General features: G+C 63.6%; 13 protein-coding genes. 6 read left to right on the top strand and 7 right to left on the bottom strand.

The features are described 5' to 3' along the window. Nucleotides 1-359 precede the first annotated feature (359 nt). Entirely contained in the window at nucleotides 360-908 is a 549-nt protein-coding gene (locus YUO_RS43790; RefSeq protein WP_063830301.1) for a hypothetical protein, read from the top strand. A 67-nt stretch (nucleotides 909-975) separates the two neighbouring features. After that, nucleotides 976-2,544, top strand: coding sequence for an ABC transporter substrate-binding protein (locus YUO_RS0115640; protein ID WP_198028037.1), 1,569 nt, complete (start codon nucleotides 976-978; stop codon nucleotides 2,542-2,544). 56 nt (nucleotides 2,545-2,600) lie between these two features. Here YUO_RS0115640 and YUO_RS0115635 read toward each other — a convergent pair whose 3' ends face one another. The 7 genes from YUO_RS0115635 to YUO_RS0115605 all read right to left on the bottom strand — a co-directional run bounded on the left by YUO_RS0115635 (nucleotide 2,601) and on the right by YUO_RS0115605 (nucleotide 7,600). Continuing rightward, a complete protein-coding gene (locus YUO_RS0115635) occupies nucleotides 2,601-3,374 on the bottom strand; it encodes a thioesterase family protein (RefSeq protein ID WP_028348120.1) in 774 nt (257 codons plus the stop codon). 121 nt (nucleotides 3,375-3,495) lie between these two features. Next, complete coding sequence (locus YUO_RS0115630) at nucleotides 3,496-4,230, bottom strand: SDR family NAD(P)-dependent oxidoreductase (protein ID WP_028348119.1); 735 nt, start codon at nucleotides 4,228-4,230, stop codon at nucleotides 3,496-3,498. A 48-nt stretch (nucleotides 4,231-4,278) separates the two neighbouring features. Then, the gene (locus YUO_RS0115625) at nucleotides 4,279-5,247 is read right to left on the bottom strand and encodes an NAD(P)H-dependent flavin oxidoreductase (RefSeq protein ID WP_028348118.1); all 969 of its coding nucleotides are present in this window, start codon (nucleotides 5,245-5,247) and stop codon (nucleotides 4,279-4,281) included. Between the two features lie 130 nt (nucleotides 5,248-5,377). Next, on the bottom strand, nucleotides 5,378-5,917 hold the full coding sequence (locus YUO_RS0115620; protein WP_028348117.1) for a hypothetical protein: 540 nt from the start codon (nucleotides 5,915-5,917) through the stop codon (nucleotides 5,378-5,380). Between the two features lie 87 nt (nucleotides 5,918-6,004). Continuing rightward, entirely contained in the window at nucleotides 6,005-6,586 is a 582-nt protein-coding gene (locus tag YUO_RS0115615) for a YqaA family protein (RefSeq protein ID WP_028348116.1), read from the bottom strand. Between the two features lie 66 nt (nucleotides 6,587-6,652). Then, nucleotides 6,653-7,075, bottom strand: coding sequence for a phosphoribosyl-ATP diphosphatase (hisE, locus tag YUO_RS0115610; protein ID WP_028348115.1), 423 nt, complete (start codon nucleotides 7,073-7,075; stop codon nucleotides 6,653-6,655). Between the two features lie 123 nt (nucleotides 7,076-7,198). Continuing rightward, nucleotides 7,199-7,600 carry a hypothetical protein gene (locus YUO_RS0115605; RefSeq protein ID WP_028348114.1) on the bottom strand — a complete coding sequence of 134 codons (402 nt, stop codon included), beginning with the start codon at nucleotides 7,598-7,600 and terminating at the stop codon, nucleotides 7,199-7,201. Nucleotides 7,601-7,841: 241 nt separating this feature from the next. On the opposite strand from YUO_RS0115605, the gene YUO_RS0115600 reads away from it, so the two are divergent. The 4 genes from YUO_RS0115600 to YUO_RS0115585 all read left to right on the top strand — a co-directional run bounded on the left by YUO_RS0115600 (nucleotide 7,842) and on the right by YUO_RS0115585 (nucleotide 14,599). Then, on the top strand, nucleotides 7,842-8,918 hold the full coding sequence (locus YUO_RS0115600; protein ID WP_035726783.1) for an ABC transporter substrate-binding protein: 1,077 nt from the start codon (nucleotides 7,842-7,844) through the stop codon (nucleotides 8,916-8,918). Between the two features lie 271 nt (nucleotides 8,919-9,189). Continuing rightward, nucleotides 9,190-10,968: a glucan ABC transporter ATP-binding protein/ permease gene (locus tag YUO_RS0115595; RefSeq protein ID WP_028348112.1), complete on the top strand. Its 1,779-nt coding sequence runs from the start codon at nucleotides 9,190-9,192 to the stop codon at nucleotides 10,966-10,968. Nucleotides 10,969-11,179: 211 nt separating this feature from the next. After that, nucleotides 11,180-12,643 carry a serine hydrolase gene (locus tag YUO_RS0115590; RefSeq protein ID WP_028348111.1) on the top strand — a complete coding sequence of 488 codons (1,464 nt, stop codon included), beginning with the start codon at nucleotides 11,180-11,182 and terminating at the stop codon, nucleotides 12,641-12,643. Between the two features lie 273 nt (nucleotides 12,644-12,916). Further along, nucleotides 12,917-14,599 carry a long-chain fatty acid--CoA ligase gene (locus tag YUO_RS0115585; RefSeq protein ID WP_028348110.1) on the top strand — a complete coding sequence of 561 codons (1,683 nt, stop codon included), beginning with the start codon at nucleotides 12,917-12,919 and terminating at the stop codon, nucleotides 14,597-14,599. Nucleotides 14,600-14,615: the final 16 nt, after the last annotated feature.

The raw sequence follows: 14,615 nt of genomic DNA, 5'->3' as shown, positions 1-14,615 counted from the left end.
AAATTAGTCCTCGCGCGGCTCCAACAAACCTATGTGTGCTGGCAGATCCTCGCGGTCTGGCAGCTCAATCCGTCGGGCAGCAGACGGAACATTTGCCGGCAGGGGACGAGGCAGTGGAAGCCGTTAGCGTTGTGTGGTCGCGAGATTCGATCTCGCAGGCAGGTGTCGTCGGACGCAGGGACGACGCCGAACACCTTGATTCAAATCTTCCAAGCAAGCTCGACAGCGGACAGCAAGCGGACGTCGATGATCCCGCGCGCCTCTTCCGCGACCTGGAACTCCTGATCGGTACGTCACCTGCCGTTCCGCCGCCGAGCAATCCGCCGGTCAATCCGCCAAGCGACAAGAGGAGTGAGCGTATGAGTAGTGTGAGTGAGCAGGACCACATCAATCCCCGCGATCCCCTGTACTACGCGCCGCGCTCGCTACGTGAGCGGTCGGCTTCCATGCGCGACGCCAGCCCCGCAACGACACCGTTCTCTCCGGCGTCGTTCGACTCCCAACTCGAGAGCGCCGTATCCGATGCGCTGCGCCATCCCCTCGATCCCGAGATCATGCGCGAACCTCAACTGGAATCGAAGAAGGCGTTGTGGAGCGTCGCAGCGCGCTTTGGTGCCGCGATCGGCGTCGCGGCTGTGGTGGCGCTGTTCTTCGTCATCGCCGTGCCGGGGTCGCGGCAGAGCGACAGTGGGCCGTCGGCGTCCTCCGGAATCGTGCAGTCGATCAAGGCTGCCCTGTTCCAATCCGGAGAGGCTTCGCCAAAGCCTGCAATCAGCGAATTCCAGGCCGTTCTCGCCTCCACGCCACCGAGCGCCCCGCCTGCGTCCGAGCAGTCGCAGTTGCTCAAGCAATTCATGCAGTGGCGCGAGAAGCCGGATCCGGCGACGCCACAACGCGCCAACCCATGATCCAGATGGAGGAATGACAATGCCTGAGAACCGACTTTTCCGCCATCTTGTTCTCAAGGAGTTTGCCATGACCTCGCACCGGATCTCCTTGCTGGTCGGGGCCGTGCTCTTCGGAATCGCAGGCAGCGCCCAGGCTGCCGGCGACATTGCGATCGTGCGCGACCTTGCCGGCCGCGTCGGCCCCGTGATCGGCTCGGCCCAGGCCTGCCGCGACATTGCGCGTCCCCGCATCCAGACCATCGTCGACAAGTTTTCACAGGTGATCCGCGAAGCCTCGTCGAACGAGGCCGAGCGTTCTGATCTCACCCAGACGTTCGATCGCAGCGTGGCCGACGGCCGCGCCGCCGTTAGCTCGGGCAAAATCGATTGCATCCGGGCCGATCGTCAGCTTGCCGATCTCGAACGCTCGATCGCGGGCCCTAGTCTTTCCAGCGTCATCGGCCCGTCCCCTGCCGCCGCGGCAACGGCCGCGAACGCGGCGACCGCGCCGACCGCCCCGGTCCCGACCGGGCCGTTGCCACGCGGCATCGGCGAAAAGGAAATCCGCTTCGGCATCGCCGCGCCCTTCTCCGGCTCGGCGCGTGAGCTGGGACGCCAGATGAAGCTCGGAATTGAAACCGCCTTCAACCGGATCAACGATGCCGGCGGCGTCGACGGGCGGATGCTCAAACTGCACGCCGCCGACGACGGCTACGAGCCTTCGCGCACCGCGGACGCGATGAAGCAGCTCTATGAAAAGGACCAGGTGTTCGGCATCGTCGGCAATGTCGGCACGCCGACCGCGGCGGTGGCGATTCCCTATGCGCTCGAGCGCCGGATGCTGTTCTTCGGGGCCTTCACCGGCGCCAACATCCTGCGCAACGATCCGCCGGATCGCTACGTGTTCAACTACCGCGCCAGCTATGTTCAGGAAACCGACGCAGTCGTCCGCTACCTCGTCAAGATACGCCGGCTGCAGCCTCGGCAGATCGCGGTGTTTGCGCAGCAGGATTCGTACGGCGACGCCGGATTTGCCGGGGTCGCCAAGGCGTTTCGCTCCATGGGCGTGAACGACGGCGCCATCCTCCGGCTCAATTATGCGCGCAACACCGTCGACGTCGACGACGCGATCAACCAGTTGAAACTCGCGAAGCCGCCGATCAAGGCCGTCGTCATGGTCGCCACCTACCGGGCCGCGGCGCGGTTCATCGAGAAGACGCGCGACCTCTATCCCGGGATGATCTACTCCAACGTCTCGTTCGTCGGCTCCACCGCGCTTGCCGAAGAACTGAAACTCTTGGGACCGCGCTACACGAACGGCGTGATCGTGACGCAGGTGGTGCCGGCGGTGTCGGGCTATTCGTCCGCCGTGCTCGAATACAAGAATGCGCTCGCCAAGTATTTCCCGGGCGAAGCGCCCGACTACGTTTCGTTCGAGGGCTATGTCGCAGCCAACGTCCTGATCGCGGGCATCAAGCGGACCGGCCCGCAGCTCGATACCGAGAAGCTGATCGACACCTTGGAGACGATGCGCAATCTCGACCTCGGTCTCGGGACCCAGCTCAGCTTCGGCCGCTCCGAGCACCAAGCCTCGAACAAGGTGTGGGGCACGGCACTCGACGAAAGCGGGCGTTACCAGCCGATCGATCTCGAATGATTGAAGGGGCCGCAATCTCGGTGATTGCGGTCCCTTTACGTACCGACCCCGCGCAGTCAGCGCTTCTCGATGACAAGGCTCTGGATGGCGCGGCCGAAATAGCCGCGCTCGTCGGCAAGCCGCGCCATTGCAAGCCCTGCGCCATCGGGACCGATCCAGGACTCGGCATCGAGCAGGATCCAGTCGCCGACCGGCTCACGGGCAAAATTCACGGTCAGGTCGGCATTGAGAAAGGTCCACGCGCGGAAATCCAGCACGGCCGAGGTGCCGTTGCAGAAATCCGCCGCCGCCATCGCCCGCATCGCCTGCGAAACGGCTGCGCCTTCCACGATCGGCCGGTCGACGCGGTACCAGATCGCACCGGGACCGGGCTCTCCGAAGCGGCCGCGCGCGGCGCGCAGCGACATGCCTGATACGAATGGGCTGGAGGAAAAATCCGCGGGCTCGACGCGCGATCGATTCGGCCCCGGCAGCTCGACTGGCAGGATCGCGGCCTCTAGCGGCAATTCCTGGGCCTGCACCTTGATCTTCAGCACGGTCGCGCCGACCACGACGACGCCGTTAGCCAATAGCCTGACCGCGCAGAGCTGGATCTTGCGCCCCTCGCGCAAGACTTCGCTCTCGATGGTCAGCGGCCCCACCGGCACGGGACGCATCAGGTCCACGGTGACGCGCGCAACCCGCATCGCGACCGGCGTCGGAATCCGCTCCGCCGCCCACACCACCAGCGCCGCCGGCGGCGAACCGTGCTGCATGCTCGGGTCCCACGGACCTGCCGCAAAGGGGCTGGTGACGACGTCGTTGCCGTCAACGCGAAAAATGCCGTCCATTGAATGAGAAGTCCTATCGATCAAGGGACGAGCTTCTTGCCTGCTTCGGCAGAGCGAGTCGAGCCCGCGGCGGGCAGAGCACCGTGCGCCATTCGCGGGAGACGGCGAGCAAGGCGGCGCGTCAAATGAACGCCATGCCGCCATTGAGGACGATGGTCTGCCCGGTCATGTAGCTGTTGCCGAGCACCATCGCGACGGCTTGCGCGACTTCCTCGGCCTGACCCATCCGGCCGAGCGGGATGTTGCGCGCCAGATCCGTCCGGCCGCCCAACATGTCGGTCTCGATCAGCGACGGCGCCACCGCGTTGACGGTGATGCCGTCCTTGACCAGCCGCGCCGCATAGCCTCGCGTGAGGCCTTCCATGCCGGCCTTGGAGGCGTTGTAGTGCACTCCGATCGCGCCGGCGCCGCGCGCCGCGCCCGACGAAATATTGACGATGCGACCCCATTTGTGCGCCCGCATCGCCGGTAGCACCGCCTGCGTGCATAGGAACGCCGATTTCAGGTTTACCGCGATGGTGCGGTCGAAATCGTCCTCGGTGAGATCGTCGACGCCACGCACGATAGCTAAGCCGGCATTGTTGACGAGAATGTCGATCGGACCGAGCGCGGAAGCAACCTGCTCGACCATGTTGGCAACGGCCGCCGCCTGCGAGACATCGGCTCCGACCGCGATGGCGCGGCCGCCATTGGCCTTGATGGCGGCGACGACGGCATCGGCATCACCAGCGCGCTCGCGATAATTGACCGCGACCGCGGCGCCGGCCTCGGCAAGCGTCAAGGCAACCGCCGCGCCGATACCGCGGGACGCGCCCGTCACCAGGGCGACCCGCGCGCTCAAGTTCTGTCCGGCCATCACCGATCCTCCGTCGCATCCACGACGGGGCGCGCTCCGCAAGATGCCTCACAATGCGGGGTCGACCGCCTCGTCATATTCCTTCTTGAACCGCGCAATCAACTCGGCGGCCGGCACCACCTTGCCGATGCCGCCAATACCTTGGCCGCTGCCCCAGATCTCCTTCCATGCCTTCGGCTTGGCGCGCTCGCCGGAGGCGTCGGTGCCAAAACTCATCTTCGAGGGATCGGACGTCGGCAGGTCGTCGGGATTGAGACCGGCCTTGACGATCGACGGCTTGAGGTAATTGCCGTGCACGCCGGTGAACAGGTTCGAATAGACGATGTCTTCCGCCGACGACGACGTGATCATCTCCTTGTAGGCTTCGACCGCGTTGGCTTCCTGGGTCGCGATGAAGGCGGAGCCGATATAGGCGAAGTCGGCGCCGAGGATGCGCGCCGCACGGATGGCGCGGCCGTTGGCGATCGCGCCCGACAGCGCGATCGGTCCGTCGAACCAGGCGCGCGTTTCTTCGACGAAGGCGAGCGGCGAGATCGTGCCGGCATGGCCGCCGGCGCCGGCCGCAACCAGGATCAGGCCGTCGGCGCCCTTCTCGATCGCCTTGTGCGCGAATTTCTGGTTGATCACGTCGTGGAAGACGATGCCGCCCCAATTGTGCGCCGCCTGGTTCAGATCCTCGCGCGCGCCGAGCGAGGTGATCAGCATCGGCACCTTATACTTCTCGCAGGCCGCGAGATCGTGATCGAGCCGGTTGTTGGACTTGTGAACGATCTGGTTCACCGCGAACGGCGCCGATGGCCGCTCCGGATGCACCTTGTCGTAGGCTGCGAGTTCTTCGGTGATCCGCGCCAGCCATTCGTCGAGCAGCGAAGCCGGCCGCGCGTTCAGCGCCGGAAACGATCCGACCACGCCGGCCTTGCACTGGGCAATCACGAGATCGGGCACGGAGATGATGAACAGCGGCGACCCGATCACGGGTATCGACAAGCGGCCCTTGAACAGCGCGGGCATGGACATTCGAAGCGATCCTCTGGTTATTCAGGCAAGCGATTTGGCTCTAGAGATGCCAGACGTCATACCAACCAACAAGGCAATCTTTCCAGTGTCAAGTATTGCGTTTTGGCGCTGCCAGATGACGGAACGGCCGCTACTGACAGAGCGCCCTCGTCACGTAATTTTCCGTCTTGCAGTCGCCAGACTGCCGCTTGTAGCCGGGCAGGAACACTTTCGGCGAGCATTTCTCGGCCGCGTCAGTATCGAGGCTCTTGCCTTCCTTGTAGCCCTTGCTCTGGCACAGCCGGTCGGCGCCGGCCTTGCAGTCCGGCGCGCCGTTGGCCGCCACCAGACACGCCGCCCGCCCACTCACCATGGCTGATGGCCTGGCGATATTCGACAGGCTGTCGCCGGCACCCTTGGCGCCGGCGTTGAGATCGTCGATGGTCTCGCCCGGGCTCTTCAGCGGCAGCAGCAGCGATTTGGATTTCTCGAACAGCTTTCCGATTTCGTTGATCAGGCCGGGATTTTCCTGGCGCGGCGCTTGCTGCGGCTCACTCTGCTGCCGCTCGGGCTGCGCCCGCACCGGCTGCTGGGCCGGCGACTGCAGGCCGAGCGAGGGCTGCGGCGCGCCTTGCGACCAGCCGGCATCGGGAGCGATCGCAAGCACGGATGCAACGAGGCCAACGGTCACGCATTGCGTCCCGAATAGCTTGACCAAACGGCCGATTCGATCGGGCATGGAACGAAACGTAGCCTGAAGCCGGGATGCCGGCAAAGCCTAGACCAGCTTGAACGCGGCGTAGAAACCGAACACCAGGACGATGGCACCGATGGCCACCCAGGTGCCAAGGCGCTTTTCCAGCTCGGCCCGGATCGCGTCGCCATAGCGGTTGAGCAGGACCGCGACCACGAAGAACCGTCCGCCGCGTGCCACGATCGAGCACAGGATGAACAGCCAGATGTTGTAGCCGGCAAACCCCGAGGTGATGGTGACGAGCTTGTAGGGGATCGGCGTCAGCCCCTTCAGCAGGATGATCACCGCGCCCCATTCGGCATAGGAGGCGCGGAAGGTTTCGACCTTGTCACTGAGACCGTAGATCGTGATCAGCCAGTGCCCAACCGAGTCATAGAGCAACGCACCGATGGCGTATCCGACCACGCCGCCGGCAACGGATGCGATGGTACAGACGGTCGCGAACCACCACGCCTTCTTCGGCTGCGCCAGCGACATCGGCAGCAGCATGATGTCGGGCGGGATCGGGAAGAACGAGCTTTCCGCGAAAGACACCGCCGCCATGATCCAGAGCGCATAGGGCTTGTCGGCGGCGTTGATACACCAATCGTAGGTCCGTTTGAGCATGGACGCATCAACCATCATGGAGCGGATTTGTCCATGCCGGAAAACGACGGAATTTGAGAGGATTTGCTACCGCTTGCGTAAGGAACGGCCTTCCAGCGCGACAATTCGCCGCCGGACTGCGGGGCCTGCCGCCGCCTTGGGCAGCGGCTTGGTTGGCGCCGTTTTCGGCGACTTGACGGGCTTTGGCAGCTTTTCGGCAATGCCGAGCAGGTCCTCGCGCCGCTCCATTTCGCGCCAGACGTCCTCCGGCTTCACGCCGGCCGATGCCCACAGCACGGTCAGGTTATAGAGCAGGTCGGCGCTCTCGCGGACCACCGCGTCGGTCTTGCCGTTGACGGCATCGATCACGACTTCGATGGCTTCCTCGGCGAGCTTCTTGGCCATCTTGGAGGGGCCGCGCTGAAACAGCCGGGCCGTGCGCGACGTTGCCGGATCGAGATCCCTGGCCGCGAGGACAGCCTGATAAAGCCGTTCGAGCGAATCACTCATTCTCCGAGCCTAATGCAAAGCCATGGCCGGCGTGTTAACGGCCACCTCTGCAACCATAAAAATCCACCGGCCGGGGGCGACCGGTGGATTCATATTGAACGGATGACATTTTAGCGGTCGCGTTTACCAGCCGCCATAGTAGGGGCCGCCGCCATAATAGTAGGCGCGAGGCCGGTAATAATACGGGCTACCGTAATAGACCGGGCCGCCACCATAATAGCCATAGCCGCGATCATAGTAGTAATCGCGGCGGTTCTGGGTGGCCGCAATCGCAAGTCCCGTACCGACGATGCCGGCAAAGGCCGCCGCTGCCGCCGCGCCACCGCCACCGCGATAGTACCTGCGGCGGGCGCTAATATCGGTCGCGTCGCTGGTCCCGGTTGAGGCCGTCACGCCCTTGCTCGACGGTGCGGAGCCCGCGAATGCCGTGGTCGTCGGCGCGACTGCCGTCAGTGCAACGGCCACAACCGTCGCCACCGCGCTGGCGCGGCCGATCGATGAAAACACACCCTTTTGCGCAAACATCTCGACATCCTCCGTGGAAGCTGGCCTGACAGGCCTTCGATAGCTAACCACCGAACGGATACTAGGTTCCCGAATCCGAACGGCGGCTGAACGATCCCTGGCAAAATCGTGGCAGTCATCGACCATTCAGGTTAGATGCTGCACAATGGCTCGCCTAAAGGCCAAGTCTGCCGTCGGCGATGTCACGAAACCGACATCGCCGCAGCGGCAACTTGTCCCACCTCTTGCTGATGTCATCTCAATGCGTGCGATCAGGACCAACGCCATCCGCTCTCGCCTGAGCGTTCTCTTGGCTTTCCTTGCCGGGCTGTGCGCCATTGCGGGCTTGTCAGCGAATAGCGCCCTTGCCGCCGACGAACCTCGGCCTCCGCTCGCAATCCAGTTTTCGCTGGATCGTCCGATCGATGCCGCGGCGGCGCCGTTCGTGATGGCGGCCGCCGGCGGCCTGTTCAGCGCTGAGGCGCTTGCGGTCACGATCAACATCGCCAGCGGATCGCCGGACGCGATTGCACGGGTCGCGGCAGGCACCAGCGATTTTGCCGTCGTCGACATCAACGCATTGATGCGGTTTCGCGACAAGGACAAGCAGGGCGGCCCCAGGATCAAGGCCGTGTTCGTGCTGTTCAACAAGGCGCCCTATGCCATCATCGCTCGCAAGAGCCGCGGCATCCGCGCGCTGACCGATATTGAGGGCAAGACTCTCGGCGTCGCCGAAGGCGACCTGTCGGGCCGGCTGTGGCCGGCGGTAGCGCACCAGAACAGCATCAAGATCAAGAGCGTGAAGCAGAGCAGCATCAGTGCCGCGGTGCGCGAGCCGATGCTGTCGGCGGGCCAGATCGATGCCGTGACCGGATTCTCCTATCTGTCGGCGATCAATCTCAGGGATCGCGGCGTGCCTGCCGACGATCTGGCGGTGCTGAAATTCGCCGACTATGGCTGTGAAGCCTACGGTTTCGCTATTATCGCCAATCCGGGGCTGGCGGCCGCCAAGCCCGAGGCAGTGAAAGGATTCGTGCGGGCCGTCATCGGCGGGTTGCATCTCACGGTCAAAGACCCCGAACGCGCCGCAACCGAGGTCGCAAATCGCATGGACGGCGGCTCGAAGGACCTCGAACTCGAGCGGCTGCAAAGCATCCTGCGCGACTACGTCCTCACCAGCGAAGTGAAACGCAACGGCATCGGCGCCATCGATCCGGCACGCTTCGAACGCTCGATCGATCAGGTCGCGGACGACTTCAAGTTTCAGAAGCGGCCGCAGGCGTCCGACATTTTCGACGACCAGTTTTTGCCCCCGCTCAACAACCGGTTGATTAATTGAACCGCCGCGTCGTCTCCCCCGCAAGGGGGAGGGAGCCTGATCAGCGTGCTCACCTCACTTCGCGTTGCTGTGCTGAAGTTGCAAACACGTAAGGGAAGCACCGGCGGATGGGTTCCCTCTCCCCTTGAGGGTTAGGGAGAGGGGTGCCGCTTGCTCAACTGCCTGCCGAAGTCGCCTACCTCACTCCTGACGAATGCGCCTGCCTCACTAGTCGTCCCGAGCGATCCCAGTTTACAATGGGCGATTGAATCGCCTTGCGAGTCCTCATCTGATGTCCATGCTGCGCCTTTACACCCGTGTCCTTGAGCTGCTCGGCAAGGAGGCGCGGCTGGGCTGGATTCTCGCCGTTGCCAATCTCTTGCTGGCTGGGGCGCAATTCGCCGAGCCGGTGCTGTTCGGCAAGATCGTCGACGTGCTCTCGGGCAAGCCGCAGAGCGGAATGCTGGCCTCGAACTCGGCCTGGCCGCTGCTGGCCGCCTGGGTGGCGTTCGGCCTGTTCACCATCGCGTGCAGCGCGCTCGTCGCGCTCCATGCCGACAAGCTGGCACACCGCCAGCGCCAAGTGGTGCTGACCGATTACTTCGAGCACATCATGCAACTGCCGCTGACCTTCCATACCGGCACCCATTCGGGCCGGCTGATGAAGGTGATGTTGAACGGCACCGACTCGCTGTGGCGGCTCTGGCTCGCCTTCTTCCGCGAGCATTTTGCGGCGATTCTGTCGCTGGTCGTGCTGCTGCCGCTGGCGCTTTACATCAACTGGCGGCTGGCGATCCTGTTGTTCGTCCTGTGCGTGGTGTTCACGGTGCTGACCACGTTTGTCGTGCGCAAGACCTACGGCATGCAGAGTGACGTCGAGGCGCAGTACAGCGATCTCTCGGCGCGCGCGTCCGATGCGCTCGGCAACGTCGCGCTGGTGCAGAGCTTCGTGCGGATCGATGCGGAAGTTCAGGGCCTGCGCTTCGTCGCCGACAAGCTGCTCGCCGCGCAGATGCCGGTGCTAGGCTGGTGGGCGCTGGTCACCGTCATCACCCGCGCTTCCACCACCATCACCGTGCTCGCGATCTTTACCGTCGGCATCTATCTGCACGCGCAGGGACAGACGACGGTCGGCGAGATCGTGATGTTTGTCAGCTTCGCGACCATGCTGATCCAGAAGCTGGAACAGGTGGTGAGCTTCATCAACAGCGTGTTCATGGAGGCCCCAAGGCTGCAGGAATTCTTCGACGTGCTGGATGCTGTACCCGCGGTGCGCGACCGGCCCGGAGCGGTCGATACCGGACGGCTTTCCGGCCTCGTCGAATTCCACGACGTGTCGTTTTCCTATGACGGCAAACGGCCCGCGGTCGAAGACGTTTCGTTTACCGCTCTGCCCGGGCAGACCATCGCCCTGGTCGGCCCGACCGGGGCCGGCAAGTCGACGGCGATTGCGCTGTTGCACCGTGCCTTCGATCCGCAGTCCGGCATCATCAAGATCGACGGCATGGACATTCGCGCGTTGAAGCTGACGGCGCTGCGGCGAAACATCGGCGTGGTGTTCCAGGAGGCGCTGCTGTTCAACCGCTCGATCGCGGACAATCTGCTCGTCGGCAAGCCGGATGCGACCGACGAGGAAATGCGCATCGCCGCGAGCCGCGCGCAGGCGCTGGAATTCATCGAGCGCAGCGAGAAGAAATTCGAGACCCATGCCGGCGAGCGCGGTCGCATGCTGTCCGGCGGCGAGCGGCAGCGCCTGTCGATCGCCCGCGCGCTGCTGAAAGACCCGCCGATCCTGATTCTTGACGAGGCGACCAGCGCGCTCGACGCCGTCACCGAGGCCAAGGTCAACGCGGCGCTCGACGAGGTGATGAAAGGCCGCACCACCTTTGTAATCGCTCACCGGCTTTCGACCATTCGCAACGCGACTCGCATTCTGATGTTCGACAACGGGCGGGTGATCGAAAGCGGAACTTTCGATGAACTGGTGACCATGGGCGGTCGCTTCGCGGAACTTGCCAAGGCCCAGTTCATGGTGCAGGAGAATGCGCAGGCCGGCATCAAGGTAAAATAGGCCGGCAAGCATCTGTTACGGTTCAATTATCGCCGAAATTGCGCCTACTTCGTCCACGATTAAATCGCCGGGCCTCTGTTCTGAATCGCCAAGCCGGTATAGGTTTGCGAGCTGTCGCAATGCGACGGCGCCGGACACGCTTGAAACCCGAACATTTGATTTAAGGACCTCTCCTTTTCGAAGGCGGGTCTCAAAGGACCGGAACGGAAAAGTGCATCTTCTTCGCCCGTTGCTTCGCGCTTCCTCATTGAACCTGATTTTGCTGGCGACGGCGCTTGCCGTCATAACGCCGCGCGCCGTGCACGCCGAAGCGCTGCTGGTGGTGGAAGCCGATACCGGCAAGGTGCTGCAGGCCGACAACGCCACCATGCCCTGGTATCCCGCCTCGGTGACCAAGATCATGACGGCTTACGTCACGCTGAAGGCGGTCAAGGAAGGACGACTGTCGCTCGACACGCTCCTGACAGTGTCGCCGGTCGCCGCCTCGCAGTCGCCGTCCAAGATGGGTTTTCCTCCCGGCACCCAGGTCACCATCGACAACGCGCTCAAGATGATGATGGTGAAGTCGGCCAACGACATGGCCGTGGTGCTCGCGGAAGGCGTCGGCGGCTCGGTCGAGGGTTTCTCGGCGATCATGAACCAGACCGCCTTGCGGCTCGGCATGACGCAGACGAGTTATGTCAATCCCAACGGCCTGCCGGCAGACGGACAGGTCACCTCGGCGCGCGATCTCGCGATCCTGGCACGCGCCGTCATTCGCGACCTGCCCGAATACGAATACTTCATGCAGATCCCCTCGATCCGCTACGGCCGCAGGGTGACCCAAAATTTCAACAAGCTGATCGGGCGCTATCCCGGCGCCGACGGTTTCAAGACCGGCTTCATCTGCGCTTCCGGCTACAATCTGGTCGCGTCCGCCACGCGCAACGGCAAGCGGCTGATCGCCGTCGTGCTCGGCGCATCCTCAGGCCAGGCGCGGGCCATTCGTGCAGCGCAATTGCTGGAGCGCGGCTTCGGCAACGGACTGGGTTGGCTGACGCCCGCGCTCGGCACCGTCGACAAACTGATTCCGGTCGATGCGACGCCGCCGAACCTGCGCGACGAGATGTGCAACGGCAAGCGCAAGCGGCCGGCCACCGACGAGGACCCGGACATCGTGGCCTCCAACGGCAATGTATCGGCCGGCGAGAGTGCGGTGAACTTCTTTACGGCGGGGCTGCAGCACCACCCGGTCAAACCTGCGGATCTGCTGGCGGCCGCGGCAGAGCCGTCCGAGCCTGTTCCGGTCTATACCGGTCCAACCAAGACCGGCCCGGCATTGATCGCCGCCGTTGCGGCGGATGCCGAGAAGCAGACGCCGGCCAAGCGCGGCAAGAAATCGACGATTGCAGCGAAGAAGCCTGACGCAGCACCAAAGGCCGAAGCCAGCGCGAAGCCGGCAGCCAAGCCTGCTGCAGTCCGGCATGCGACCGCCAAACCGGAGGCTGCCGCCAAGCCGGCCGCCACTGCCGAGAGAAAGCCGGCCGCCACGGCCACGGCCGAGAAAAAGCCGGCAGCTTCCGCCGACAAAAAGCCGGCCGCCAAGCCCGTCGCCGTCGGAGACAAACCCGCGCCGAAGCCGGCCAAGCCGAACGCCGCCGCTAAACCCAAAGGCGAAAACAAGCCGGCTGGTTAACGGGCCGCGGAGCCACGTAATTAGGCAGCTTTCCTGCCGTTCGGCCGAACGATTCCAGATCGCCGAAATGCGTCGATAGCGCGCAGCCGCTTGCCATCGGCGGCGGCATTCACAATACTGCCCAAAACAAGGCATGCCCGGCCGAGAAACAGGGAGCCATAGCGTTTTCAAGCGAAGTGGGTACCGGTTCGCATGAAGAAAACGCGTCAAACAAAAATTGGAGCACGGATCTGATGCAATCAGAGCCGGGCTCGGAAGCAGAGGGGAGATACCATGGAGCGGATCTGGCTCAAGCAATATCCGGCCGGCGTGCCAGCCGATATCGACGTTACCCAGTACTCGTCGCTGGTCGAGCTGTTGGAAGAAAGCTTCAAGAAGTTCGCCGATCGCAAGGCGTTCATCTGCATGGACAAGTCGATCAGCTACCGCGACCTCGACGAGATGTCGGCCGCGCTCGGCGCCTATCTGCAGAGCAAGGGCCTGCAAAAGGGCGCCCGCGTCGCGCTGATGATGCCGAACGTGCTGCAATATCCGATTTCGACCGCCGCCGTGCTGCGCGCGGGATATGCCGTGGTGAATGTCAATCCGCTCTACACGCCGCGCGAGCTCGAGCATCAGCTCAAGGATTCCGGCGCCGAAGCGATCATCGTGCTGGAGAATTTCGCCACCACGGTGCAGCAGGTGATCGCGCGGACCTCGGTCAAGCACGTGATCGTCGGCAGCATGGGCGACCTGCTCGGCTTCAAGGGCGTGATCGTCAATCTGGTGGTCCGAAAAGTGAAGAAGATGGTGCCGGCCTGGTCGCTTCCAGGCTCGGTCTCGTTCAACGAGGCGCTTGCCGCCGGCCGCAGCATGAAACTCAATAAGCCGCAGCTCAATCGCGATGACGTCGCCTTCCTGCAATATACCGGCGGCACCACCGGCGTCTCCAAGGGCGCGACGTTGCTGCACAAGAACATTCTCGCCAACGTGCTGCAGAACGACGCCTGGCTGCAGCCGGCGCTGAAGAAGCCGCCGCATGTCGACCAGCTCTTCATCGTCTGTGCGCTGCCGCTCTATCACATCTTCGCACTGACGGCGTGCTTCCTAATGGCGGTGCGGGCCGGCGGCGTCAACCTCCTGATCCCGAATCCGCGCGACATACCGGGCTTCATCAAGGAATTGATGAAATACCAGGTCAACAGCTTCCCGGCGGTCAACACGCTCTACAATGCCCTGCTCAACGCACCCGGCTTCGACAAGGTCGACTTCTCCAAGCTGAAGACCTCCTTCGGCGGCGGCATGGCGACGCAAAAGGCGGTCGCCGAGAAATGGCTGAAGGTCACCGGCTGCGCGCTGTCGGAAGGCTATGGCCTGTCCGAGACCTCGCCGGTGCTGACCTGCAACCCCGCGGACACCGATCAGTTCTCCGGCTCAATCGGCATTCCCGTGCCCTCGACCTACATCTCGATCCGCGACGACGACGGCAAGGAAGTGCCGCTCGGCCAGCCGGGCGAGATCTGCGCCAAGGGACCGCAGGTGATGGCCGGCTACTGGAATCGGTCGGAAGAGACCGCGAACGTGATGACCGCGGACGGCTTCTTCCGCACCGGCGACATCGGCGTCATGGACGAACGCGGCTACACCAAGATCGTCGACCGCAAGAAGGACATGATCCTGGTCTCGGGCTTCAACGTCTATCCGAACGAGATCGAGGAAGTGATCGCGGGGCATCCAGGCGTGCTCGAATGCGCCGTGATCGGTGTGGCGGATTCGAAGTCGGGCGAGGCAGTGAAGGCCTTCATCGTCAAGAAGGACCCAAACCTATCGGCCGATGACGTCATCAAGTACTGCACCACGCAGCTCACCGCCTACAAGGTCCCCAAGCAGATCGAGTTCAGGACCGATTTGCCCAAGACCAATGTCGGCAAGATCCTGCGCCGCGAACTGCGCGACGAGAAGAAGGCCGCGGCGTAAGGCGCACGCGGACCGC

The organism is Bradyrhizobium murdochi (genome assembly GCF_000472965.1).
GTDB lineage: Bacteria > Pseudomonadota > Alphaproteobacteria > Rhizobiales > Xanthobacteraceae > Bradyrhizobium > Bradyrhizobium murdochi.
The sequence above is the reverse complement of the archived record's forward strand: the minus strand, read 5'-3'. Positions and strand labels throughout refer to the sequence as shown.